The following is a 24,237-nucleotide window of genomic DNA, read 5'->3' as shown; positions in this document are numbered from 1 at the left end:
ATGTCACTTAATTACTTTGGACAAGCTTTCAAACTGGCGTTTGAAGTTTCGCCCATTCTTTTAGTTGATGGCATAGCGTCGAAAATTCCCGGCGGGGTGATGCCGATTGCTGTTCTGACCGAAGGACTAAGTATCGCGAACGGTCTGCTGCATGGAGAGATTCATACACGCTCGATGGCGGCATTCACGCCAATGGCCGGGACAACGCTGGTCCAGCAGGATATTTGCAACCTGAATTTCTATAACCAGGTAACGGCAGCGAATGCGACCGTCAGGAAGCCCAATCGGGTAGTCATGCAGATGATCCGTCCGGCATCAACGGAGGACGGTGGCTACACCACTAAGGGGATGACGTTTACGGCGCTGAAAATGGCGCTTGATATGCATAACCAGTATGGCGGTTGCTACACCGTTCTGACTCCCTCGTTTATCTACACGCGCTGTCTGATGCGGTCGTTTATCGATACATCCGGTTTCTCTGAGCAGAACAAGCAGGTTCAGCACACCTGGCAGATTGAGTTTGAGCAACCATTATCGTCTGTCGAACAAACGGTAAAAACGCTGGCGAGCGTTCTGGATAAATTTGATAAAGGGATGCCGTCAGACGGGCCGCTATCGTGGTCAGGTATTAAGAACCAGGTCGTGCAGGAGTTTGGTATTGGCTTATGACAACGTTAATTCCTTTCAAACCAGACGGGCGAGGTCCGTTTCAGTTCACGGCCAGAATCGGAGAATATGAAACATTCGCCCGCGTTCCGTTTAACCTGTATGCAAATCGTTACTACCTGGAACTGAAAGACAGTTCTGGAGACGTGATTGTTTACATGCCGCTGATTGCGTCACCTGACAGTTACGACATCAATCTGGCGCTGCCTTGCTCACCGGGGAAACTTGTTTTTCGCGAAAGTACGAATCAGTTTGAGGTTTCGTAATGCGTTATTATCGACTGGAAATTATTAATCCTAAAACAGGCAAGCCGCCAGTGGATAGCAATGGAAAACCCATTGGACCTTTTGATACCAGTGAAACACCAGGATGTGGGTTGCATGTTGAATTTGACTTTGAGGTAACCGGCCTGGATGTAGTCTGTTCGGGCACGATGCTGACGATCTATGGATTACCAATTGACATGCTGAAGCAAAGTGTAAGCTTGCAGGGGTGTCTGGTCCGTATGAAAGCAGGCTTTGTTCAGGGGTTACCACTGGCAAATAAGGATCAACAGGGGGAGGTAATCTATGGTGAAATTTATCTGGCCTATGCCAACTGGATCGGCACGAACCAGACTTTAAACCTGGTAATAAATCCAAGCATACGCAAAACCGATGACGGTAAACCTTTTTCAATTGAGGGGCAGGGGGAAGCAGGCGAAAGGGTTGGCGATGTTTTAGTCCGCGCTTTGCAAAAAGCATATCCCAATAAATTGATTGATTGCACAGTCAGCGACAACCTGGTTTTGCCAGAGCCGTGGACGGGTAAATATACGGAGATTGGTTCTCTGGCTATGGTCGTAAAAAACGCCTCTATTGCGATGATGCGTAATGAAAGGTATAGCGGAATCGCCATCAGTATTCTTTCCGACAGAATACGAATCTACGATAATGCATCGGCAAAGTGGGGTGAGCCAAAAACAATTCATGCCCATGAACTGGTCGGGCAGCCGACATGGATAGCGCCGTTTACCGTTAGCTTTAAATGCCCTATGAGGGGCGATATCAGATGTGGTGATGTGGTTAAACTGCCGGAGGGGCTATATTCAGGCGCTGCGACGATTGTGATGGCTAATACAACGGCTCCTGGCGTTATCGCAAAAAATTCGACCACGTTCACCGGGAAATTTCTTGTGAAATCGGTCAGACATATTGGTTCGTATCTGACAGCCGATGGCGATGCCTGGGTGACGGTATTCGAGGCATATGCTGAGAACTGGGCGAGGGTGTAATGTCAAACGCTCAAAAATTACCGTTTCTCCGAACGCTGTCGGAGATGATGACCAGTTCTGGTAACCAGCAAGCCGAGCTTAAAGGTCGTGAATTGCCCTGCCATGTTGTCGGTGTCAGCGGGCAGATAGTGACAGTTCAGTTTGATATGCTGCCGGAGGGGATCAACTTTCCGCAGATAACAATCCCTGTCGCCACATTCCCGTATATCCGTTACCCGATACAGCCGGGCGATCGAGGAGTAACAATTGCCGCTGATGTATCCCTGCGCGGTGTGTCCGGGTTGGGAACCGGTATGGCGACGCTCTCTTACTCGATGTCGCTCACTCCACTGTTTTTCGTGCCACTGGCAAACAAGGACTGGTCCGACGAAGATCCGCAAAAAATCGTTTTGTACGGTCCAGATGGCGCGATCCTCAAAACAGAGGACGGCAGTAGCTCGGTAACGGTGGCACCGGAAGAAATTAGGCTAAAGTCGAAAGCTGTTTACCTCGAGGCCGAAGATATCTTCATGAACGGGAAAATTCATCTCAACGGTCCAATCGTCCAGGACAAAGAACAAATGAAGGATACAACCGCTTCGCTGATTGGCCCTCTCAAGGTCGAGAAAGATGCAGTTATCAACGGCGTGAGCGCCAGCGGCCACAGCCACGATGTGACTGGCGTTCAAAGCGGCGGCAGCACGATCACGTCGAAGCAACCAAATCCGGGTTAATACCGGTTTATTTCACTTTAAATTCTATCCATAAAGCGAAAGCCCCGAACTGTTGCAGCAGTCGGGGCTTTTTGTTTCTGACCTTGAATAAGGCAAGGAGAAGTCGTGTTTGATTTTAGCAAACTGATTCGGGAGATTCGAGTTATGGCTGAAAAATTATCCACCTGGAAGTTTTTGCTTATTTGGTTGGTCTTTCTGATTCTGGCGTCTGGTTATTTTGTTGGCCAGATCCGATGGTGGTGAGGGCACGATGAGAACATGGGGCCGCGTCACCGACGCGAACGGCAACAAAAAATGGGTTGCAGTAGAATCTGACGCCAGCGGTGATTTCTCCTACGGCTGGCTGACGACGCTCATTCAGACGTTAAAGCTGGGGTTGGGGGAGTCGCCGTTTTACGCGAATTACGGTATTCCAGCGCAGCAGTGCATCGTGCAGCAGATTTACCCGGACTACTATGTGAACATGGTTCAGCAACAGTTTGCCGGGTATTTTGCATCGCTGGCAATTTCAAAGGTAGATGGGGCAGAGAACCCCACCTATAACGTTGATGTTGTGTTTTTTAACGGAACCAGTTACCGGACGCAGGTTCCGGTTTGAGGCAAGTTCTCGGGCATCAGTTGTGCCAGGGGGTGTCAAGAAGTTCATCGCAAGGCATGGCAATCCATCCACTTTTGCGTAGTAAGTGAATTGCCAATTCTATTGTGATAACTGAGCCTGATTTGTGGTGCTCAATCTGGGTAACAGAACCGTTTCTGACGCGCATGATGATGTCAACATTCAGAGGGGATTGTGTGCTGGTGGTTTCTTCGCGCAGCTTCTTCTCGCACTCGATGAAGTATCGGCGGATCTGGCGGCCTTTTTCGTTGCTCTCGACCATTGCCAGTTCTTTGGCGGTGTCCAGGGTGAGGTGGTAGTCTTTAGCTGGTCTGCTTCTATCTATTTTTTCCCGATTTTGGAAAATAATCAAAAAGTCCTGATTTTCTACGAATTCATACTCGCTGATTCGCTCGGTGATCCAAGTAGCAAAGCGTTTACCTACTTCGAGAAAGGCGTGCATCATAAATAATTACCGCCTGATTTTACATGTTTTCTTTACAGGAATTTATTGCAGCCTTATATGCCTCCGGGAGGCCATCTAATGGGAAGAATATTTTTTGTGGTTTTTCTTTGCTTTCAGCTGGCGGAGTGTACCAAAAAGAAAAACTACCTTTCCCTTTAGCTTTTAACAAATCACTAATCTTTAATGAGCTAATAGGACTGAACAAGTAACCTTCATTGATAGATGGGGTTGTTATAGAGTCCTGCTTTTGTTGTCCACTGATTTTATAGCTTACAGGAAGGAACGGTGGTAAATCCATTTGTTTATATCCAATAAAATGATTGACAGTAACATCACCGGGCTCACATTGAGTTAACGGTGATATATCAATAAATAAAGTTGATTTATCCTGCGGCAATTTGGATTCAACACCAATACGATAAGCCATAGTGGTAGGCATGGTAAACTCAGCATAATACCATTTACCGAACTGTTGAATGTCATTCATTCTCTCTGTGGCATCAATTGCATGAGAAACACCAGAAAATAGCAGTGAGCTAATCAAAATCCCTAATGAGTTAAATTTCATAAAATCCTCTTGAGATTAATTATGTCAGAAATACCAATTACTATGACCAGTGCGGGTGCGCAGCCTACGCCACCCAATGATTTACTCGCAAATCTTATCACCAGAGTTGCTGAAAAAGTACCTGGATATACAGCCAACCTTCCGGCGGGACTTATTACAGACCTTGCCAGCACGGCAGTCGGGGCGCTGGCATTAATAGACCAGGCGCGTGTTGATCTTATTAACTCCGTAAGCCCATACGGCGCGAATATTCCGTTACTGATGCAACTCGGAAACATTTATGGAGCACAGAAGGGATTAAGTACAAATACGGCGGTATACGTGGTGTTTGAGGCGTTGCCGGGGTTTGGCATCCCTAAAGGGTTTGTGGTTGGTGACGGTAACTACCAGTATGCAGTTTCCCGCGATACGGTGGTACCAGAAAGCGGTCAGACTGAGCCAGTCTACTGTGTGGCTACAACGTCAGGATCATGGGCTGTACCGGAAGGGACTGTGACGCAGGTCATTACCTCAGTACCAAAAGACCAGCCTGTAAAGTGCACGAACCTTAGCGCAGGAATGCCCGGTCAGGAGGCGCAAACGTGGGCATCTTACCGCGCCGAAGTCATGGAGTCCGGCATGTTTGGTGTGCAGGGAACACCGGATTGCTTTAAAGCGATGCTCAAATCAGTAAGCGGTGTGCGAGAAAACCTGATTTCTTTCCGGCAGTCGTCGTTGGGGAAATGGGTTGCGGTTATTGGTGGTGGTGATCCGTATGATGTGGCTTATGCGATTTACAAATCTGTACCGGATATTTCGAAACTGACCCACGATGTAACCAATCCATCCGGTGCGGCAGTGGAAAAACGCACGGTTTCAATAACCGTTTCGCCGGACGTTTATCAGGTGCCATTCGTTATCCCGTCATCACAAAACGTCATGGTGCTAATCACCTGGAACACGGTGTCTGATGATTATGTTGATCCGGCGGGTATTGCTATGGCTGTGCAGCAAAACGTTGCTGATTACATCAATTCTATTGAGGTCGGCCACCCGATAAATCTGCTGCGAATCCAGGATATTTTTACCAGCTCCGTCAGATTGCTGGTTGATTCGACATTGATCTCAACAATCAGTGTGAGCATTGGCATTAACGGCCAAATTGTTCTTCCGGCAAAAGACACAAGCCTGGTTTATGGCGATACCTATTCCTATTTTTCGACGGTGGCATCACAGGTTCAGGTCAACAAGTATGCAATATCTGACTGAGAAAATTCTTCCTGCTTATCCGTTTGTGCAGTACAGAGATGATCCGAATGTTGTTGCGTTCTTTGAAGCATACAATGAAATTGCTCAGGAATACCTCGATTCACTCAACAATCTGGCATTGCCATGCTGGACATCGGAATCAATAACCGGGAAATTGCTGGACTGGATTGCACTCGGGATTTATGGCGTTGAAAGGCCTTTACTACAGGTTTCCGAGGAAGCTATTGCACGAGGCGCATACAATACCATTGAATACAATACGATCCCGTATGCAGCAATGCGGAATTATGTTCCGGGGCAGGCATCGTATGTACCTGATGATTATTTTAAACGAATATTAACGTGGAATTTTTATAAGGCTGACGGTTCGCATTTCTGCATTGACTGGTTAAAGCGACGTGTGGCGCGGTTCATTCATGGAAAAAACGGAATAGACCCGCCGTTGCAGCACACTTTTGATGTGAGCGTGACTGTATCGGACAGTGTTTTTTCTATTCAGATACCAGAGTATGGCGATGGCATAGGTTATTTTCTGAAAGATGCTATTGACCAGAAATATGTAAAACTCCCTTTTATTTATTCCTATGTAACAACGATGATACAAAAATGATTCTTGGATTCGGTAACAATGTTGTTTCAGCACTGGCTGGCGATATTACGACGATTCAGACTGATATTCCTGTGATGCCAGGTACGGGGGCTAAATTTGCAAAATTGCTTTCTGCCGATTTTGAAAATAAATCGAACGAGCAACGCGTCTATGCAAAAATTACGCTTACCGATAATAAAGAGTCTGCGTTTGAGATTTGTCACCTGGTATCGGTAAGCGGTGATGTGCTGAAAGTCATTCGTGGGCAGGAAGGAACAACTGCGAAAGGTTGGTCCCTTAATGACGTTGTGGCTAACTTTGCCACGCGTGGTTCGGAAAACTATTTCGTACAGATAGCGCAGCTTCAGAGCGGTCATTATATTGCGGGTGTTGCTGGCGGCACTGCAAATGCACTGACGCTTGAACTTCCCGCGACGTTTTTTTGTTAATGGAGGCTCGGACTGGACGCTACGAACCCCGATTATCGTTTTCCCCGTTCAGAACAATACCAACGCCGCGACGCTTCAATTAACACTGGGCGGAAAGGTTCTTGGTACGTTCCCACTTTATAAGGGGAACCAGTCCGAGCTGGTAGCGAACGATATCATTAAAGGCATTCCCTTAATTTGCCTTCTTGATAGCGAGAAAAGCTACTTCAGTGTTATAAACCCTGGCAATATTTATTCAGATTTTGATCTGCGATATGTAAAAAAATCTGGTGATTTGATGACCGGGGAACTAAAAATTCGTGGCGTTAATGCGCTGAGGATTTTCGATGATGCCTTAGGCATGATTTTTCGTCGCTCAGAAGATAGCTTTCATCTTATCCCCACAGTGGAAGGGCAGGGTGAAAACGGCGGTATTGGTCCTTTGCGTCCTTTCTCAATTAACCTGCGGACTGGTGATATTTCCGTGTCACACAAATTAACAGTCGGTAGTGGTTTGCTGGTGCATGGGGATAGTATCGCAACAGGTGAATTGCTGTCAGGCAACGGTTCTGCAAGGCTTGCGGCAGATGGTAACCTGTACGGCGGCATGTGGGGTGGATGGTTGTCATCTTACCTGCAAAATAAAATGGGAGTGCAGGATATAAGGCTTGGTTCGGTGGGTGCTTCTCCGACAGCATCGTCACAGACGACAGATGTTCCCGGAGGATGTGTAATGACCGGGGTAACGCTTGACGTATGGGGGAGTCGCGGGACGCACGTAACATATATGCGCTACCGTCCACTTCAGAAATTAATTAACGGAACCTGGTATAACGTGACGGCGCTTTAATTATGCTGCATTTAAAAAATATTACAGCCGGTAATCCAAAAACGGCAGAGCAATACAAACTGACAAAAAAGCATGGTATAGAGTGGCTGTACTCTGAGAACGGAGAAAACTGGTACGAGGAACAAAAAAAGTTCTCTCCTGATACCATCAAGATTGCGTACCTTCCTTCAGGCAGGGTATTTGCCGTTGAAAAGGACGTGACTGGCATTGACCCGAAGGGAATGAGTGTTATCGAGTTGCCGGATATTACCGTATACCGTCGAATTGAAGAAAATGGCTACTGGTTTTACCGCAATGATAAGTTTGTTTTTGATTACAGACTTAAAGCGGAAGATGAGCGTGAGTCGCTTCTGGCTCAGGTCAGCGTCCGGACAGGTGAATGGGAAAAAGACCTGCTGCTGGGGCTAATCAGCGACGAAGACAAAGAAAAGCTGAAAGCCTGGCGTATATACGCGAAATCGCTGCAGGCGATGGATTTCAGTGCCGTTACTGATAAAGTCTCATATAACGCCATTGAATGGCCCGTCTCTCCGGGAACCCTTTCCTGATTTAATTTATCGCGAGAAAAACTATGTCTGTAGTGATATCAGGTGCGCTGATTGATGGCGCAGGCATCCCCATGTCCGGATGCCACATAATTCTGAAATCCCGGGTAAACACCTCAGAAGTGGTGATGCGCACAGTTGCCGACGTGGTTACAGGAAACTGTGGCGAGTACTGTTTTAAGGCGCAGACCGGAAAATATTGCGTATATCTGAAACAGGACTGGTGCGACGAGTACTGTGTTGGTGATATCTCAGTTTATTACGACTCAAAGCCCGGCACGCTGAACGACTTTCTGACCGCCCTTGATGAAGACGACCTGAAGCCGGATGTGGTGAAGCGTTTTGAGGAAATTGCAGATGCAGTCAACCGTCTCTCTGAACAGGTGAGTATTGACAAGGAGAAAGCAGAAGCAGCTGCTGATGCTGCAAAAAATGCAGCATCAGCAGCTCTGGACAATACAAATAAGGCGGAGGAATTTAAAGAACAATCACGGAAGAATGCCGAAATCGCTGCGGGATGCGCGCAAAGTGCCGGACAGCACGCTTCGGATGCTGCACAAACTGAAAAGCAGGTGGAAATCCTGGCGACAGATATTCGACAGAATGCAGGCGATGTTTATCAGAACGTACAGCATGTTGAGCGTCTGGCATCAGAAGTTGCGCAGAATGCCAGCCAGGTGCATCAGAATACCCTGACAGTAACGGATGCAGCGCAGTCTGTGGAGCGGAATGCACAGCTGACAACGCAGTTAAGAAACGAAGCCGGTCGCTTTGCCGACGAATCCAGGAAAAGTTCAGAGGATGCAAAAGAGTACAGTGACAGTGCCAGAAAAGCGGTCGATGAACTGAAATCTGTCGGTACTTATCCGGCAGGGATAGCTTTTGCATGGCCAGCGGATATTCCCCCGGAGGGGTTTGCAATAATGCAGGGGCAGCCATTCGATAAATCTGCGTATCCACAACTGGCAGCTGTATTTCCGTCAGGTGTAATACCTGATATGCGGGGGTGGACAATAAAAGGCAAACCAGACGGGCGCGCAGTACTGTCTCATGAAGAGGATGGTGTTAAGCGGCACGGGCATACGGCAAAGGTATTACCGACGGATTTGGGAGCCAGGGAGACAAGTTCCTTTGATTATGGCTCTAAAAGTACAGAGCATGGAGGATTGCATAATCACATTACCAACGGAGTCTGGACAGGTTCTACAACGAGGAACGGAGGAACAAAGTGGGACACGCCAGGATATATAGCGGATATAACAACCAGCAGCGGAGGCGAGCATGTGCATGTGGTTTATATCGGCCCGCATATTCATACCGTGGCACTGGGCGAGCATGGTCATGATGTCACAGTTGATGAGACGGGTAATGCAGAAAATACAGTTAAAAATATCGCGTTTAACTTCATTGTGAGACTGGCATGACAAATTTCAAAATGAGTCCGGAATCGCGGACACTGAAAATTTATAACTTACGGGCTGATACAAAAGAGTATATAGGCGCAGGAGATGTTTATATTCCGCCGAATACAGGTTTACCGGCGAACTGCACGCTTATCGAACCGCCAGAGGCTGGCCCCGGCCAGGTTGCCGTTTTCAACGATGCACAGCAACAGTGGGAAGTTGTTGAAGATCACCGTGGGAAAACGGTATATGACACAGCCACCGGGAAGACATTGTGCATTTCCCGTCCGGGGGCTTTGCCGGATGATGTCACCACTTTACCGCCAGAGGGGGAATTCCATCAATGGGATGGTGCGAAATGGATAAAAGACGACGAGGCCGAAAGGGCGGCGAAAATTCGTGACGCTGAACGGGAGAAGCAAAAATTACTTCAGGAGATAATGGAAAAAACACAGCTGTGGCAAACGTGGCTGTCACTTGGGATTATCAGCGAAGCTGATAAAAAATCACTCAGGGAGTGGATGTTGTATGCCCAAAAAGTTGAAGCGACGGACACATCTGAATTACCTGTGAGATTTCCCGACAAACCTCTTATTGTGGGTGAGCTATCCGGTGCGTTGTAAAAATCCCATTTTTCATTGTGCCGGAAATACCAAATCGCCATTTATTAAAGCCCAATTAGTAGTCAGTTAGAGCAAGAAAAATAGCGGACTTCTGCTGAATGGTAAAAAAAAGCCCCGTCTCAAGTACGTGATAACGAGACCTAAAGCATGGATAACAGGACTCTACACAAAGACGGGGTAACATAATATCTGAACAAACATACTGACAAACGGGATATTTCAATTAAAGACACAACGAGTACCAGGCGTACAGAGTGGATGTTGTGTCTGACAGGTGAGTTTACTGATAGCGCAATAAAATAAATCCCCTGTCATCATTTATTGTAGAAATCTTTATCAGTCATGCTTATGAGATAAATACAAGAAACGGTGTGAAATTTGACCTAAAACAATCATGGAGATGAAAAGAGTCTTGTGCAGTTTTGCAGATGTAAAAAAACCGCAGACACGTCGTATGCAAGAACGTGCTGCGGTCGGCTGGTTAACTTTCGATAGTGCGAATATTGAATAATTTCCAGCCGGAATGGATTCTATTGGAAAGTATTCAGAGGTGCAATCTGCAGTTCACGAATTGAGTATTTTTAGGATTTTTATGGTGGCAAAAATGGGGCAAAACGCTGCAAAAGGGGCAGAAATGGGGCAAAAAAAGAGTTGATTATCGTGGCTTGTTGTAGTCGCTGATTCAACTTAACACATTGAAAAACAAATAAAATACTTATGTGTCAGATGGTTGTGATTTTTTCCCTTACTTGTTCAGGTTGTATTGTTCTTTCTTACTAATTTCTTGATTTTGCGACATTTAATAGCGACTCAATTCGTTATATGGCATCAGAAAAGTATGCGTCATGCCGGAACGCCCAGCATAAGAAATCTGATATAAAAACTGTGGCGTGTATGGTACGGATTAGAGGGGAAAATGTCAGCACATTTGCGAAATGAATCAAAAAGCCCGCAGCGGTCTGCGGGCGTTAGTGTTAGCGCACGACCAGCACTGAGCACTCTGCGTGACGTACTACGGCAGCGGCGTTAGAGCCGAGCAGGTAGGTGGTGATATCCGGTCGATGAGAAGCAATGATTATCATGTGAGCAGGGATTTTTTTCGCCATTTCCAGAATACGGTCTTTTGGCGAACCTTCTTCAACATGGACATGCACTCTGTCAGTCGGCAGTTTGAATTTTTTAATGACTTCTTCCAGTTGCGATTTGGCTTCCGCTTTCAGGTCATCCATTGCCGGTAACTCTGCGGAATACGCTAATCCCAGAGAGGCATAGTAGGGTAGCGAAGGTATTACCGTCAGGAAATGAACCTCTGCATCATCAATCTTTGCCTCTGCCTCAACGTGGCTAATCACACGTTGAGTTAATTCTGAATCTGAAATATCGATAGGGACAAGAATCGTTCTGTTCATAAAACCTCCTGTTTTAGTATCCGCATAAAGTGTAACGCCAGATGACTCATTTTGTGTAATGACGGAGTTCACATTTTTAATTTAGATCAAGGGAGGATAAATATGAAGAAAATGCCCGCCAAACGGCGGGCAGGCAAGATTAAAACTGGTATACCAGACCTAAAGCAACGATATCATCGGTAGAGATACCGTTCGCAGCGTAGAAGCTGTCATCCTCATCTAGTAGGTTGATTTTATAATCAACATAGGTGGACATGTTTTTGTTGAAATAATATGTTGCGCCAACGTCGGCGTATTTAACCAGATCTTTATCGCCATCAGTACCGACCAAATCGTTGCCTTTAGACATCAGGAAGGAGACAGCCGGACGCAGGCCAAAATCAAACTGATACTGGGCAGTAACTTCAAAGTTCTGGGTTTTGTTGGCAATCGTATTTGCTGAATTGCCGTAAGGCGTCATGTTACGGGTTTCAGAGTACATGGTTGCAAGGTAGATATTGTTAGCATCGTATTTTGCCCCTGCCGTCCATGCGTCAGCCTTATCGCCTTTTGCAGTAGAGAATTCAGCCTGTTGGTTGGTACGATCAGAACTGGTATACGCAGCACCAATGCTCACCCCCATACCTAAGTCGTAGGTAGAGGAGATACCGAAACCGTCGCCATTGGCATTCTTAATATTACGACTGCCACCGTTTGCAGTACCTTCTTGCTCATGACTAACCTGGTTTTCGTTCGCTCCCTGATACTGCAACGCAAAGTCCAGGCCATCAACCAGACCGAAGAAATCGGTGTTACGGTAAGTTGCGACGCCGTTTGCACGACCGGTCATATAGTTATCGGCTTTGGTATAAGAGTCGCCACCGAATTCAGGCAGCATATCTGTCCAGCCTTCGATGTCGTACATCACACCATAATTACGACCATAGTCAAATGAACCGAAGTCACCAAATTTCAGACCGGCAAATGCCAGACGAGTCCAGGAGTCGCCTTTATCATTTTCAGAGCCATTAGCCTGAACGTTATATTCCCATTGACCATAACCAACCAGTTGATCGGTAATTTGAGTTTCGCCTTTAAAACCAAAACGTACATAAGTTTGATCGCCATCACTATTCGCATTATCAGAAAAATAATGCAGGCCATCGACTTTGCCGTACAGGTCTAATTTATTGCCGTCTTTATTATAAATTTCTGCTGCATGTGCAGCACCTGCGGCGAGCAGGGCAGGGATTAAGAGCGCCAGTACTTTGCTTTTCATTGAATAAATCCTTTAGTTATTTTATTTGCCTTAATTTCCCCTGTTTGGGGAATGAAAACATCCTAAAGGAGAAGTTCAGTTAGCAGATAAATATCATTTGTTACGCCTTAAGTAAAACCTTAATCAAATAATTCTATGGAAATAGCAATAAGTTTGATGAATGTATTGCCGGGGAATCATGCAAAATAAAAATTATACATTTAATAAAGCATGGGTTATTCTGCGCGGGTTATATGCCTTTATTGTCACAGATTTTATTTTCGGTTGGGTCATTGCATTACTAATGTTTTTCCAACGAATAAAAAGACAAGCCCGAACTTTCGTTCGGGCTTTTTTTTTTAATTGGATAATAGTTATCCAGAAAGGTTACTCGGTGCTATTTTTTTCCGCCTTTCCGGCCATTTGTGCCAGGAAGTCATAACGTTTTTGCAAATCAGCGGCGGCATCTTTCCATAACTGTTCTGCCACTTCCGGCTGTTGCGTGTTCAGACGGCGGAAACGCTGCTCATGAAGAAGCGTTTCTTCCAGAGCTTCTGAAGGCGGGCGGGAATCCAGCGCCAGCGGCAGTTTACCTTCATCGGCTCGACGCGGATCAAAGCGATACAGCGGCCAGAAGCCCGTTGCGGTGAGTTGACGCATCTGGTCGTGACTTAATGCCAGGTCATAACCGTGCTCTTCACATGGGCTGTAAGCAATAATCAGCGATGGCCCCGGATACGCTTCCGCTTCCTGTATCGCTTTCACCGTTTGGTTGAGTTGTGCGCCAAGAGAAATCTGCGCGACATAAACATGACCGTACATCATCATGCTAACACCAAGATCTTTGCGTGCTTTGCGTTTGCCATGTTCACCAAACTTAGTTACCGCGCCAAGCGGGGTGGCTTTCGATGCCTGACCACCAGTATTGGAATAGCATTGCGTATCCAGCACCAGGATGTTGACGTTTTCCGTCAGACTCAACACATGATCCAGACCGCCAAAGCCGATGTCGTAAGCCCAGCCGTCACCACCAATCAGCCAGATTGATTTCTCCACCAGCGCATCTGCGTCACGCAGCAGTTCATGCGCTTCAGCCACATCTTTGAGTTGCTGGCGCAGAGCAGCGACTTGTTCGCGACGAACGTCTGGCGTGGCGTCTGATTTCAACGCAGTCAGTAACTCAGCAGGGATTTTGTCGGCAAATTGATCCAGCAGACGCAGCACGCGGACACGGTGTTGATCGACCGTCAGGCGGAAACCAAGGCCGAATTCGGCATTATCTTCAAATAGCGAGTTCGCCCATGCCGGTCCACGACCGTTGGCATCAGTGGTATATGGCGTGGAGGGCAGGTTGCCGCCATAAATTGAAGAACAACCAGTAGCGTTGGCAATCAACATCCGATCGCCATAGAGCTGAGTGAGCAATTTGATATACGGCGTCTCACCACAACCGGAGCAAGCGCCAGAATATTCAAACAGCGGAGTGATCAACTGCGAAGTACGAATATCAATACGTTCCAGTTTGCTGCGGTCGATTTCTGGTAAATTCAGGAAGAAGTCGTAATTGATTTTCTCTTCTTCCACATGTTCCAGACGCGACATCATATTGATGGCTTTGATCTCTGGATTTTGTCGGTCTTTCGCCGGGCAAACTTCTACGCACAGGTTACAACCGGTGCAATCTTCCGGTGCGACCTGCAACACATATTTCTGCCCGCGCATATCACGAGATTTCACATCCAGTGAATGCAGGCTGGTCGGAGCGTTTTCCATCGCTTCGGGCGGTACGACTTTCGCGCGAATGGCGGAATGTGGGCAAGCGGCGACGCAGTGGTTACATTGAGTACAGAGTTCCTCTTTCCAGATAGGGATCTCTTCGGCAATGTTGCGTTTTTCCCAGCGAGTAGTTCCCATCGGCCAGGTGCCGTCTGGTGGTAGCGCTGAAACGGGGAGGGCGTCGCCAAGTCCGGCGAGCATCGCAGCGGTAACCGTTTTGACAAAATCAGGTGCGGCATCAGATACCACTGGTGGACGGTTGGCACTTTGCGGATTTACCGGTTGCAGTGGTACTTCTTCAACGGACTCGCGCGCCAGCGCCAGAGCTTGCCAGTTGCGTTCCACCAGATCCTGGCCTTTGCTACTGTAACTTTTGGCAATGGCGCCCTGCAATTCTGCGAGGGCGCTGTCGCCAGGCAGAATTTGCGTCAGGTGGAAGAAAGCCATCTGCATGACGGTGTTAATGCGAGCTGCCAGCCCACATTCACGGGCGATTTTCGCCGCGTTAATCACATAGAAACGCGCTTTTTTCTGATTCAACACAGCCTGAACGTCTTGCGGCAGTCGCGACCACACTTCATCTGCGCTGTACGGCGTGTTGAGCAGGAAAATGCCGCCAGGTTTTAAACGCTCAGCCATTTGATATTTGTCGATAAACTGCAACTGGTGGCAGCCAACAAAATCAGCCTGGGAAATGAGATAAGCGGAACGAATCGGCTGCTCGCTCACGCGAAGGTGAGAAACCGTCAGGCCGCCCGCCTTTTTGGAGTCGTAAACAAAATAGCCCTGTGCGTACCACGGCGTGGAATTACCGATAATTTTGATATTGTTTTTAGTTGCGGAAACGCTGCCGTCGCTACCCAGCCCGTAAAAGAGTGCTTCCAGTTTTGCGGAATTCGGCAGAGTATTTTCCGGCAATGGCAGCGACAAATTGGTCACATCGTCATAAATACCAACCGTAAAGCGCGCTTTCGGTTTAGCTGCGTTGAGTTCGGCGAATACCGCCAGTACACAGTCTGGGCCAAATTCTTTGGATGAAAGACCATAGCGCCCGCCAATGACGCGTGGCAGTGTTTCGCGCTCGCCATTATTAAAGGCTTCAGCCAGCGCCGTCATTACATCCAGATACAGGGGTTCTGCCTGCGCACCAGGCTCTTTGGTGCGATCCAGCACCGCCACAGTACGTACAGAGTTCGGCAATGCTTGCAGTAAGTATCTGGCGGAGAAAGGGCGGTAAAGTCGCACTTTTAGTACGCCCACTTTTTCGCCATGGGTCAGCAATTCGTCCACGACTTCTTCACAGGTGCCGATGGCCGACCCCATCAGGATAATTACCCGTTCCGCTTGCGGATGACCATAATATTCAAACGGCTGATACTGGCGACCTGTAGCGGCAGCGAAATCAGCCATTGCCTGTTCAACATGGTCATAGACCGCGTTGTACCACGGGTTAGTGGCCTCACGTGACTGGAAGTAAGTGTCCGGATTAGCCGACGTACCGCGGATTACCGGATGTTCCGGGTTAAGTGCGCGAATGCGATGAGCATCAATTTCTGCCTGGGGCATTAGCTCAAGAATAGTGTCGTCGGCCAGTGGGACAATTTTGTTGATTTCGTGGGAAGTGCGGAAACCATCAAAGAAATGAATAAATGGTACGCGGCTTTTCAGCGTTGCGATGTGCGAAATGAGAGCAAAGTCTTGGGCTTCCTGCACGTTTGCTGCACACAGCATGGCACAGCCAGTCTGACGTACCGCCATCACATCTGAATGATCGCCAAAAATAGAGAGCGCATGCGTGGCCACAGTACGCGCTGCCACATGCAGTACAAACGGCGTCAGCTCACCTGCCAGTTTATACAGCGTCGGGATCATCAGCAGTAAACCCTGCGACGATGTAAATGATGTCGAAAGAGCGCCTGTTTGCAAAGCACCATGCACAGTTGCGATAGCGCCAGCTTCTGACTGCATTTCAACCACACGAGGTGTATCTCCCCATACGTTCTTCAGGCCGTTTCCGGCCCAGGCATCAGCCTGTTCAGCCATCGTGGAACTCGGGGTAATAGGGTAAATGGCGATAACTTCACTGGTGCGAAATGCCACCGAAGCTACCGCGCCATTTCCGTCAATTGTGATCATACGACACCCTTACATTGCGCAAATGAGGGGCGCACGAAAAAGCTGCGCGCCCAGTAGTAATCTTTTAATTTTAGCAAATGGCTTTCTGCTGCATTTTCGCTTTTGTGTTCTCTATATCAGCGTAATGAATGTTTTGATCAACTCCCGGGCAAAAAAATAGCCACAAAATAGTAAAAAAACGTTGCAATTCACATACAGTTCTCGACGTAGCCGCCTGAGCTGCCTATTATTACGGCGGTTTCGTTGGACTTAAAGATTTGAGGAAGTAAAGATGCGAGTAATGTTGTGCGTAGGGGCTGCCGTTTTATTGTTGTCGGCGTGTAGTAGTGAACCTGTTCAGCAGGCGACCGCGGCGCATGTGGCCCCAGGTTTAAAAGCGTCAATGTCGAGTAGTGGAGAGGCAAATTGTGCAATGATTGGCGGTTCGCTTTCCGTTGCCCGTCAACTGGATGGTACAGCGATCGGGATGTGTGCATTGCCTAACGGCAAACGCTGTAGCGAACAGTCGCTTGCCGCCGGAAGTTGTGGCAGTTATTAATTCATTAAATCCGCCAGCTTATACGTTAATGTCTGTTTTGCGGTCGCCAGCGTTAACTGATTCGCGGTCAGATCCACTTGCGCACCTTCTTTCAGCATTTCGCGGATGGTGTTATCGAGTTCGTTAAGCTGTGGATTGGCACACATCATACGAGTCATTGCCAGTCCTTTAACTTTTAGTTCGCCGTCCGAAAGTTTACCTTCGCCGCTAAAGCGGTTGCACATGTTGCCAGAAATCATCATCTTTTCACCAAAGCTGATTTCTGGCGGGTTTTTCTCGCTGGCAACAGGTTGACCATTTACACTTTCCAGTACGAAACGGTGATGCTGTAACTGTTCTGGCGTTACAGCAATTTTGTCATTACTTACACATCCCGCCATCAGCAGGCTTAGCGCGACTAGCGCGGCAACTTTCTTCATTTTAGTTCTCTACTTAAGGTATAAATTTGGTGCTGTTTGCCGAATACAACGCTGATTGCGTCTTATCCGTCCTTAAAACATATTTTAAGAATAGAAGATCAAATATCTTTGAGGATTATCTGAATAAGCTCCCCTGTATGACAGGGGAGCGGTGAGATTAAACCAGTTCGTTCGGGCAGGGTTCGCCTTTTTCCAGATTGCTCAAATTTTGCAGCGTTGTCTGGGAAATACTGGTCAGGGCTTCTGCCGTCAGGAATGCCTGGTGTCCGGTGAACAGTACGTTATGGCAGGCTGACAGACGACGGAAAACATCATCCTGAATCACATCGTTGGATTTATCTTCAAAGAACAGATCGCGTTCATTCTCATACACGTCCATTCCCAGCGAGCCAATTTTCTGGTTTTTCAGTGCTTCAATCGCGGCTTGTGAATCAATCAGCGCACCACGGCTGGTGTTGATGATCATTACACCATTTTTCATCTGATCGAACGCCGCCTCATTCAGCAGGTGGTAGTTCTCCGGCGTCAGCGGGCAGTGCAGGGAGATAACGTCTGATTCAGAGAACAAGGTCGGCAGATCGACATATTCCACGCCGAGTTCCAGCGCCGCCGCACTTGGATACGGATCGAATGCCAACAGACGCATACCAAAACCTTTCAGTATACGCAGCATTGCCACACCGATTTTACCGGTGCCAATCACCCCCGCCGTTTTACCGTACATAGTAAAACCAGTAAGCCCCTCCAGAGAGAAGTTGGCGTCACGGGTACGCTGATACGCGCGGTGAATACGACGGTTCAGCGTCATCATCATACCAATCGCATGTTCAGCGACGGCTTCCGGATCGTAAGCCGGGACACGCACCACTTTAAACCCCAGTTCTTTTGCCGCATCGAGGTCGACGTTATTGAAACCGGCACAGCGCAGGGCGATATACTTAACGCCGTGCTTTTTCAGCTCTTCCAGCACCGGACGGCTGCCGTCGTCGTTTACGAAAATACATACTGCTTCGCAACCATTGGCGGTTTTTGCCGTTTTTTCCGTCAGCAGAAAGTCAAAAAATTCCAGCTCAAAGCCAAAGGACTCGTTCACCTGTTGCAGGTACTTTTTGTCGTACTGTTTTGTGCTATATACGGCGAGTTTCATAAGACTTTCTCCAGTGATGTTGAATCACATTTAAGCTACTAAAAATATTTTACAAAATTTAAAATTTAATTGAAAGTTATGGCGATATTGAAAATTCCAGGAACATCTATGCTTAGTGTAGGCGCAACCTTCAACTGAACGGTTAAACATGCCACAATACCTGTATTGACTGCTTAATTTTTCGCTAAATCAGGATATTAACTACCCATGTTGGGTAAATATAAAGCCGTTCTCGCGCTGCTATTGCTGATTATTCTTGTGCCGTTGACGCTGCTGATGACGCTCGGGCTGTGGGTTCCCACGCTGGCGGGTATCTGGCTACCGCTCGGTACACGCATTGCATTGGATGAAAGCCCACGCATTACGCGTAAAGGTTTAATTATTCCCGATCTTCGTTATTTGGTGGCGGATTGCCAGTTGGCACATATCACCGATGCCAGCCTTTCGCATCCCAGCCGCTGGTTATTGAACGTCGGTACAGTAGAACTTGACTCCACTTGCCTGGCGAAATTGCCACAGGAAGAACCCTCGCCAGCCGCGCCGAAAACTCTTGCGCAGTGGCAATCCATGCTGCCTAACACCTGGATCAATATTGATAAACTGATTTTTTCACCCTGGCAGGAATGGCAGGGAAAACTCTCTCTATCGTTGACCTCCGATATCCAGCAACTCCGTTATCAGGGCGAAAAAGTTAAATTTCAAGGCCAACTTAAAGGGCAGCAACTCACGGTCAGTGAACTGGATGTTGCCGCCTTTGCAAATCAGCCTCCAGTAAAACTGGTGGGCGAATTTACCATGCCGCTTGTGCCGGATGGGCTTCCGGTAAGTGGTCATGCTACAGCAACGTTGAACCTGCCGCAGGAGCCGTCACTGGTGGATGCCGAGCTGGAGTGGCAGGAAAATAGTGGGCAATTGATTGTAATGGCTCGAGATAACGGCGATCCGTTGCTCGATTTGCCGTGGGAAATTACCCGTCAACAGTTGACCGTTAGCGATGGTCGCTGGAGCTGGCCGTATGAAGGTTTTCCCCTGAGTGGGCGGCTGGGTATCAAAGTCGACAACTGGCAGGCAGGGCTTGAGAACGCGTTGGTTAGTGGTCGACTGAGTGTGCTGACCCAGGGGCAAGCGGGTAAGGGTAACGCGGTGCTTAATTTCGGCCCAGGAAAATTAAGCATGGATAACAGTCAGATGCCGCTGCAACTGACCGGTGAAGCGAAACAGGCAGATCTCATTTTATATGCTCGCTTACCTGCTCACTTAAGTGGAAGTCTGGCTGACCCAACGCTGGCCTTTGAACCGGGCGCATTATTACGCTCTAAAGGGAGAGTCATCGATTCGCTGGACATTGACGAAATCCGCTGGCCGTTAGCAGGTGTTAAAGTGACACAACGTGGTGTGGACGGTCGCTTGCAGGCCATTTTGCAGGCTCATGAAAATGAATTGGGCGACTTTGTGCTGCATATGGATGGGCTGGCGAATGATTTTCTCCCTGACGCAGGCCGCTGGCAGTGGCGTTACTGGGGCAAGGGCAGTTTTACCCCAATGCACGCCACCTGGGATGTTGCAGGAAAAGGTGAGTGGCAGGACAGCACGATTACGCTGACCGATCTCTCAACCGGGTTCGATCAGTTGCAATATGGCACGATGACAGTGGAAACACCGCGCTTAATTCTTGATAAACCCGTTGTCTGGGTGCGCGACGCCCAGAATCCGTCTTTTAGTGGCGCGCTTTCGCTGGATGCAGGACAAACACTTTTCACGGGCGGCAGTGTGTTACCGCCATCAACGTTAAAATTTAGTGTCGATGGACGCGATCCGACGTATTTCCTCTTCAAAGGGGATTTACATGCTGGTGAGATTGGTCCGGTACGGGTGAATGGTCGCTGGGACGGTATTCGCCTGCGCGGCAACGCCTGGTGGCCAAAACAATCACTGACCGTATTCCAGCCGCTGGTGCCACCAGACTGGAAGATGAATTTACGTGATGGCGAGTTGTATGCCCAGGTGGCATTTTCTGCTGCGCCTGAGCAGGGCTTCCGTGCGGGTGGGCATGGCGTGTTGAAAGGTGGCAGCGCGTGGATGCCAGACAACCAGGTCAACGGTGTCGACTTTGTTTTGCCATTTCGTTTTGCCGACGGTGCGTGGCACCTGGGAACGCGGCGGCCTGTGTCATTACGTATTGCTGAGGTGGTTAACCTGGTGACGGCAAAAAATATCACTGCCGATCTTCAGGGCCGTTATCCGTGGACCGAAGACGAACCCTTGTTACTGACCGATGTGAGTGTTGATGTTTTGGGCGGTAACGTGCTGATGAAACAATTACGTATGCCGCAACACGATCCGGCGCTGTTGCGACTGAATAATCTCTCTTCCAGTGAACTGGTTAGCGCCGTCAATCCGAAGCAATTCGCGATGTCAGGGGCATTTAGTGGTGCATTGCCGCTATGGCTTAACAATGAAAAATGGATTGTGAAAGATGGCTGGCTGGCAAACGCAGGTCCCATGACTTTGCGCCTGAATAAAGACACCGCCGATGCAGTGGCAAAAGACAATATGACCGCAGGAACTGCCATCAACTGGTTGCGCTATATGGAAATTAGTCGTTCATCGACAAAAATTAATTTAGATAATCTCGGCGTGTTAACCATGCAGGCGACGATCAGTGGTAATAGTCACGTCGATGGTAAAACCGGTACGGTAAATCTCAATTACAGCCATGAAGAGAATATTTTCACGCTGTGGCGCAGTTTACGCTTTGGCGATAATCTCCAGGCATGGCTGGAACAGAATGCCCGACTCCCGGAAACTGGCTGCCCATCAGGAAAAGAGTGTGAGGAAAAACAATGAAAATAGTGATAGCCGCGTTCGCGTCCTCTTTTATGTTGGTTGGCTGTACGCCGCGCATTGAAGTGGCTGCACCGAAAGAGCCAATCACCATTAATATGAACGTTAAAATTGAGCACGAGATCATCATCAAGGCGGACAAAGATGTTGAAGATTTGCTCAAAACCCGTAGCGATCTTTTTTGAGGTAATGATGAAAAGAACATTACTCATAGCGGTATGGATTATTGGCCTGGTGAGCAGTAGTGCGATGGCATTAACCCTGAATGAAGCCAGAAGTCAGGGGCGGGTAGGTGAAAGGCATAATGGCTACCTTGCGGCTATAAGCCCTGATCCGGAAACACGCGAGCTGGTAGCAAATATCAACCAGGCACGGAAAGAGAGTTATCAGAAGCTCGCTGAAAGCCATAATATCCCATTGGAGGAAGTGGCAAATCTGGCAGGGGCGAAGCTGGTGGAAAAGGCAAAACCCGGTGAATACGTGCAGGGCATAAATGGTATGTGGATACGGAAATAACATGCAACGGTAGTTCAAACACCATTTGGTAGTAGTCGGTGAAAAATAGGGTATTAGTTCACAAGATCATAGTGCACTGTGTCGCTGCAAAGGAGAACATCGATTACACCGACATTCCTGAGAAAAAGATGAATGTCTTAAAAGAGATGCGTTCGCAACTATAGTGAATTGCTTCTTATCAAATAAATAATTTAAATAAATATTAAATATTAATAATATTCTCCGCATGAATTTGATCTCGAGATTATTATTGCCATTGCGATGATTTTTAATCATACATAAATATTATTTTTATGTTGTCAATGTATTCATGATATCTATATTTAGGTGATGTCGATGAAATAGGTTGAATAATCTTCCGCTGACAATATAGAATGCCTCTCATATATTTTTTGAATATTTTATGGTCAGATATTTGTAAGGGTTGTTGATTTCAATGATCTTTATGAATTCTGGCATTCTTTATATTTGTCAGAAGGATTTATTATGCAAAGGAAAACCCTATTATCAGCCTGTATTGCATTAGCTCTGAGTGGTCAGGGCTGGGCGGCTGATATTACAGAGACAGAAACGGCCACAGGCGAAAAGAAAAATACCAATGTGACTTGTCCGGCAGCCCCTGACAAGCTGACTCCGGAAGCGTTAAAGCAAATCCCTCCCGAATGTTCTCCACAAGTACAACAAAACCTTATGCCGTGGGTTGCCTCTGGTGCCTTTGCGTTAATCACCGCGCTGGCGGTCGTCGAACTAAACGACGATGGTAATCATCATCATGGCAACAATGCCCCTGTACCGCCGACACCACCCGATGATGATTCAGGCGATACTCCAGTACCCCCAACGCCTGGCGGAGATGATATAATCCCGGACGATGGTCAAGATGATCCCCCGCAGCCCCCCAAACCCATTTCGTTTAATAATGACGTTATCTTCGATAAAACAGCAAAAACGTTAACGATTCGCGATACCGTTTTTACTTATAGCGAGAATGCCGATGGGACTATTTCTCTGCAAGATAGCAATGGGCGTAAGGCAACGATTGATCTTTGGCAGATTGATGAAGCAAATAATACCGTAGCCCTTGAAGGGGTGAGCGCAGATGGCGCAATAACGTGGCAATATAATCACAATGGTGAACTCATTATTACGGGTGATAATGCCACAGTAAATAACAACGGCAAAACCACCGTTGACGGTAAAGACTCCAGCGGTACGGAAATCAACGGTAATAACGGGAAAGTTGTTCAGGACGGCGATCTGGATGTCAGCGGCGGCGGTCACGGCATTGATATCACCGGCGACAGTGCGACGGTAGATAACAAAGGCACCATGACCGTTACCGATCCGGAGTCCATCGGTATCCAGATTGACGGCGACCAGGCGGTTGTCAATAACGAAGGCGACAGCACCATCACCAACGGCAGCACCGGCACACAGATTAACGGTGACGACGCCACCGCCAACAACAACGGTACAACCACCGTTGACGGTAAAGATGCCACTGGCACGGAAATCAACGGCAATAACGGAACCGTTATCCAGGACGGCGATCTGGATGTTAGCGGCGGGGCACACGGGATTGATATCACCGGCGACAGCGCGACGGTGGATAACAACGGCACCATGACCGTGACCGATCCGGAATCCATCGGTATTCAGATTGACGGCGACCAGGCGGTTGTTAATAACGAAGGCGACAGCACCATCACCAACGGTGGCACCGGCACACAGATTAACGGTGACGACGCCACGGCGAATAACAGTGGTAAAACGGTCGTTGATGGTACCGACTCCACTGGCACAGAGATCAATGGCAATAACGGAACCGTTATCCAGGACGGCGATCTGGACGTCAGCGGCGGGGCACACGGGATTGATATCACCGGCGACAGTGCGACGGTGGACAACAACGGCACCATGACCGTGACCGATCCGGAATCCATCGGTATTCAGATTGACGGCGACAAGGCTGTCGTTAATAACGAAGGCGACAGCACCATCAGCAACGGCGGCACCGGCTCGCAGATTAACGGTGACGACGCCACCGCCAACAACAACGGTAAAACCACCGTTGATGGCAAGGATTCCACCGGTACGGAAATCAACGGCAATAACGGGAAAGTTATCCAGGACGGCGATCTGGACGTCAGTGGCGGCGGTCACGGGATTGATATCACCGGCGACAGTGCGACGGTGGACAACAACGGCACCATGACCGTGACCGATCCGGAATCCATTGGTATTCAGA

At 48.1% G+C, this 24,237-nt stretch carries 21 protein-coding genes and 3 pseudogenes; 17 read left to right on the top strand and 7 right to left on the bottom strand.

Annotated elements, in window-relative coordinates; genetic code table 11:
* The 5 genes from AACU94_RS09370 to AACU94_RS09350 all read left to right on the top strand — a co-directional run bounded on the left by AACU94_RS09370 (nt 1) and on the right by AACU94_RS09350 (nt 3,250).
* Nucleotides 1-669 carry a hypothetical protein gene (locus tag AACU94_RS09370; RefSeq protein WP_096246994.1) on the top strand — a complete coding sequence of 223 codons (669 nt, stop codon included), beginning with the start codon at nt 1-3 and terminating at the stop codon, nt 667-669.
* Nucleotides 666-932 (top strand): hypothetical protein, encoded by a 267-nt coding sequence (locus tag AACU94_RS09365; RefSeq protein ID WP_000209262.1) that lies wholly within the window; start codon nt 666-668, stop codon nt 930-932. Before AACU94_RS09370 ends, AACU94_RS09365 begins: the two co-directional genes overlap by 4 nt.
* On the top strand, nt 932-1,939 hold the full coding sequence (locus tag AACU94_RS09360) for a hypothetical protein (protein ID WP_135489332.1): 1,008 nt from the start codon (nt 932-934) through the stop codon (nt 1,937-1,939). The genes AACU94_RS09365 and AACU94_RS09360 overlap by 1 nt, the downstream gene beginning before the upstream one ends.
* Complete coding sequence (locus AACU94_RS09355) at nt 1,939-2,652, top strand: phage baseplate protein (RefSeq protein ID WP_135409929.1); 714 nt, start codon at nt 1,939-1,941, stop codon at nt 2,650-2,652. The genes AACU94_RS09360 and AACU94_RS09355 overlap by 1 nt, the downstream gene beginning before the upstream one ends.
* Nucleotides 2,653-2,902: 250 nt before the next feature.
* Entirely contained in the window at nt 2,903-3,250 is a 348-nt protein-coding gene (locus AACU94_RS09350; protein ID WP_135409930.1) for a hypothetical protein, read from the top strand.
* Here AACU94_RS09350 and AACU94_RS09345 read toward each other — a convergent pair.
* Nucleotides 3,226-3,710: pseudogene (locus AACU94_RS09345) on the bottom strand (antA/AntB antirepressor family protein); the annotation flags it as partial. The gene AACU94_RS09350 and the pseudogene AACU94_RS09345 sit on opposite strands and share 25 nt — an antisense overlap.
* 22 nt (nt 3,711-3,732) lie before the next feature.
* Entirely contained in the window at nt 3,733-4,281 is a 549-nt protein-coding gene (locus AACU94_RS09340) for a hypothetical protein (protein WP_089540192.1), read from the bottom strand.
* A 21-nt stretch (nt 4,282-4,302) separates the two neighbouring features.
* On the opposite strand from AACU94_RS09340, the gene AACU94_RS09335 reads away from it, so the two are divergent.
* The 7 genes and pseudogenes from AACU94_RS09335 to AACU94_RS09305 all read left to right on the top strand — a co-directional run bounded on the left by AACU94_RS09335 (nt 4,303) and on the right by AACU94_RS09305 (nt 9,967).
* Nucleotides 4,303-5,529 carry a baseplate J/gp47 family protein gene (locus AACU94_RS09335; protein ID WP_135489331.1) on the top strand — a complete coding sequence of 409 codons (1,227 nt, stop codon included), beginning with the start codon at nt 4,303-4,305 and terminating at the stop codon, nt 5,527-5,529.
* Nucleotides 5,513-6,139, top strand: a complete 627-nt coding sequence (locus AACU94_RS09330) for a hypothetical protein (RefSeq protein ID WP_135489330.1) — start codon at nt 5,513-5,515, stop codon at nt 6,137-6,139. Before AACU94_RS09335 ends, AACU94_RS09330 begins: the two co-directional genes overlap by 17 nt.
* Nucleotides 6,136-7,120, top strand: a pseudogene (locus AACU94_RS09325) (phage tail protein); the annotation flags it as partial. The gene AACU94_RS09330 and the pseudogene AACU94_RS09325, both read left to right, overlap by 4 nt.
* A gap of 278 nt (nt 7,121-7,398) precedes the next feature.
* Complete coding sequence (locus tag AACU94_RS09320) at nt 7,399-7,944, top strand: tail fiber assembly protein (protein WP_135489329.1); 546 nt, start codon at nt 7,399-7,401, stop codon at nt 7,942-7,944.
* A gap of 23 nt (nt 7,945-7,967) precedes the next feature.
* Nucleotides 7,968-8,364, top strand: a pseudogene (locus AACU94_RS09315) (prophage tail fiber N-terminal domain-containing protein); the annotation flags it as partial.
* A gap of 500 nt (nt 8,365-8,864) precedes the next feature.
* On the top strand, nt 8,865-9,365 hold the full coding sequence (locus AACU94_RS24710) for a phage tail protein (RefSeq protein ID WP_240726464.1): 501 nt from the start codon (nt 8,865-8,867) through the stop codon (nt 9,363-9,365).
* The gene (locus AACU94_RS09305; RefSeq protein ID WP_135489328.1) at nt 9,362-9,967 is read left to right on the top strand and encodes a tail fiber assembly protein; all 606 of its coding nucleotides are present in this window, start codon (nt 9,362-9,364) and stop codon (nt 9,965-9,967) included. Before AACU94_RS24710 ends, AACU94_RS09305 begins: the two co-directional genes overlap by 4 nt.
* Before the next feature lie 974 nt (nt 9,968-10,941).
* Here the strand turns inward: AACU94_RS09305 and uspF are convergent.
* The 3 genes from uspF to nifJ form a co-directional block, all read right to left on the bottom strand.
* On the bottom strand, nt 10,942-11,376 hold the full coding sequence (gene uspF / locus AACU94_RS09300; protein WP_130216116.1) for a universal stress protein UspF: 435 nt from the start codon (nt 11,374-11,376) through the stop codon (nt 10,942-10,944).
* Between the two features lie 139 nt (nt 11,377-11,515).
* Nucleotides 11,516-12,634 carry a porin OmpC gene (ompC, locus tag AACU94_RS09295; protein WP_130222724.1) on the bottom strand — a complete coding sequence of 373 codons (1,119 nt, stop codon included), beginning with the start codon at nt 12,632-12,634 and terminating at the stop codon, nt 11,516-11,518.
* Nucleotides 12,635-13,000: 366 nt separating this feature from the next.
* The gene (nifJ, locus tag AACU94_RS09290) at nt 13,001-16,525 is read right to left on the bottom strand and encodes a pyruvate:ferredoxin (flavodoxin) oxidoreductase (RefSeq protein WP_135489327.1); all 3,525 of its coding nucleotides are present in this window, start codon (nt 16,523-16,525) and stop codon (nt 13,001-13,003) included.
* 271 nt (nt 16,526-16,796) lie between these two features.
* Between nifJ and AACU94_RS09285 the strand changes: the two genes are divergently transcribed.
* Nucleotides 16,797-17,063 (top strand): putative hemolysin, encoded by a 267-nt coding sequence (locus AACU94_RS09285; protein ID WP_064527363.1) that lies wholly within the window; start codon nt 16,797-16,799, stop codon nt 17,061-17,063.
* On the opposite strand, the gene hslJ is transcribed toward AACU94_RS09285, so the two are convergent.
* Nucleotides 17,060-17,482, bottom strand: a complete 423-nt coding sequence (gene hslJ / locus AACU94_RS09280) for a heat shock protein HslJ (protein WP_130208751.1) — start codon at nt 17,480-17,482, stop codon at nt 17,060-17,062. The two genes, AACU94_RS09285 and hslJ, sit on opposite strands and share 4 nt — an antisense overlap.
* 157 nt (nt 17,483-17,639) lie before the next feature.
* Entirely contained in the window at nt 17,640-18,629 is a 990-nt protein-coding gene (ldhA, locus tag AACU94_RS09275) for a D-lactate dehydrogenase (RefSeq protein WP_064527367.1), read from the bottom strand.
* Between the two features lie 207 nt (nt 18,630-18,836).
* Here ldhA and AACU94_RS09270 point away from each other — a divergent pair, with 207 nt between their 5' ends.
* From AACU94_RS09270 to AACU94_RS09255, 4 genes are all read left to right on the top strand, one after another.
* Nucleotides 18,837-21,476, top strand: coding sequence for a YdbH family protein (locus AACU94_RS09270; protein WP_135489326.1), 2,640 nt, complete (start codon nt 18,837-18,839; stop codon nt 21,474-21,476).
* On the top strand, nt 21,473-21,658 hold the full coding sequence (locus AACU94_RS09265; protein ID WP_000706310.1) for a YnbE family lipoprotein: 186 nt from the start codon (nt 21,473-21,475) through the stop codon (nt 21,656-21,658). The genes AACU94_RS09270 and AACU94_RS09265 overlap by 4 nt, the downstream gene beginning before the upstream one ends.
* 7 nt (nt 21,659-21,665) lie before the next feature.
* Nucleotides 21,666-21,989 (top strand): YdbL family protein, encoded by a 324-nt coding sequence (locus AACU94_RS09260; RefSeq protein WP_135489490.1) that lies wholly within the window; start codon nt 21,666-21,668, stop codon nt 21,987-21,989.
* Between the two features lie 486 nt (nt 21,990-22,475).
* Nucleotides 22,476-24,237, top strand: a 1,762-nt coding sequence (locus AACU94_RS09255; RefSeq protein ID WP_445298348.1) for a beta strand repeat-containing protein, incomplete at its 3' end; no start/stop codon positions are given.

The sequence above is a fragment of the Escherichia sp. E4702 genome (assembly GCF_963883545.1).
Lineage (GTDB): Bacteria > Pseudomonadota > Gammaproteobacteria > Enterobacterales > Enterobacteriaceae > Escherichia.
This window is presented reverse-complemented; position numbering and strand designations above follow the sequence as displayed.

Coding starts and splice junctions, on each gene's coding strand:
- AACU94_RS09370 (WP_096246994.1), top strand. CDS start 1: ATGTCACTTAATTACTTTGGACAAGCTTTCAAACTGGCGTTTGAAGTT.
- AACU94_RS09365 (WP_000209262.1), top strand. CDS start 666: ATGACAACGTTAATTCCTTTCAAACCAGACGGGCGAGGTCCGTTTCAG.
- AACU94_RS09360 (WP_135489332.1), top strand. CDS start 932: ATGCGTTATTATCGACTGGAAATTATTAATCCTAAAACAGGCAAGCCG.
- AACU94_RS09355 (WP_135409929.1), top strand. CDS start 1,939: ATGTCAAACGCTCAAAAATTACCGTTTCTCCGAACGCTGTCGGAGATG.
- AACU94_RS09350 (WP_135409930.1), top strand. CDS start 2,903: ATGAGAACATGGGGCCGCGTCACCGACGCGAACGGCAACAAAAAATGG.
- AACU94_RS09340 (WP_089540192.1), bottom strand. CDS start 4,281: ATGAAATTTAACTCATTAGGGATTTTGATTAGCTCACTGCTATTTTCT.
- AACU94_RS09335 (WP_135489331.1), top strand. CDS start 4,303: ATGTCAGAAATACCAATTACTATGACCAGTGCGGGTGCGCAGCCTACG.
- AACU94_RS09330 (WP_135489330.1), top strand. CDS start 5,513: ATGCAATATCTGACTGAGAAAATTCTTCCTGCTTATCCGTTTGTGCAG.
- AACU94_RS09320 (WP_135489329.1), top strand. CDS start 7,399: ATGCTGCATTTAAAAAATATTACAGCCGGTAATCCAAAAACGGCAGAG.
- AACU94_RS24710 (WP_240726464.1), top strand. CDS start 8,865: ATGCAGGGGCAGCCATTCGATAAATCTGCGTATCCACAACTGGCAGCT.
- AACU94_RS09305 (WP_135489328.1), top strand. CDS start 9,362: ATGACAAATTTCAAAATGAGTCCGGAATCGCGGACACTGAAAATTTAT.
- uspF (WP_130216116.1), bottom strand. CDS start 11,376: ATGAACAGAACGATTCTTGTCCCTATCGATATTTCAGATTCAGAATTA.
- ompC (WP_130222724.1), bottom strand. CDS start 12,634: ATGAAAAGCAAAGTACTGGCGCTCTTAATCCCTGCCCTGCTCGCCGCA.
- nifJ (WP_135489327.1), bottom strand. CDS start 16,525: ATGATCACAATTGACGGAAATGGCGCGGTAGCTTCGGTGGCATTTCGC.
- AACU94_RS09285 (WP_064527363.1), top strand. CDS start 16,797: ATGCGAGTAATGTTGTGCGTAGGGGCTGCCGTTTTATTGTTGTCGGCG.
- hslJ (WP_130208751.1), bottom strand. CDS start 17,482: ATGAAGAAAGTTGCCGCGCTAGTCGCGCTAAGCCTGCTGATGGCGGGA.
- ldhA (WP_064527367.1), bottom strand. CDS start 18,629: ATGAAACTCGCCGTATATAGCACAAAACAGTACGACAAAAAGTACCTG.
- AACU94_RS09270 (WP_135489326.1), top strand. CDS start 18,837: ATGTTGGGTAAATATAAAGCCGTTCTCGCGCTGCTATTGCTGATTATT.
- AACU94_RS09265 (WP_000706310.1), top strand. CDS start 21,473: ATGAAAATAGTGATAGCCGCGTTCGCGTCCTCTTTTATGTTGGTTGGC.
- AACU94_RS09260 (WP_135489490.1), top strand. CDS start 21,666: ATGAAAAGAACATTACTCATAGCGGTATGGATTATTGGCCTGGTGAGC.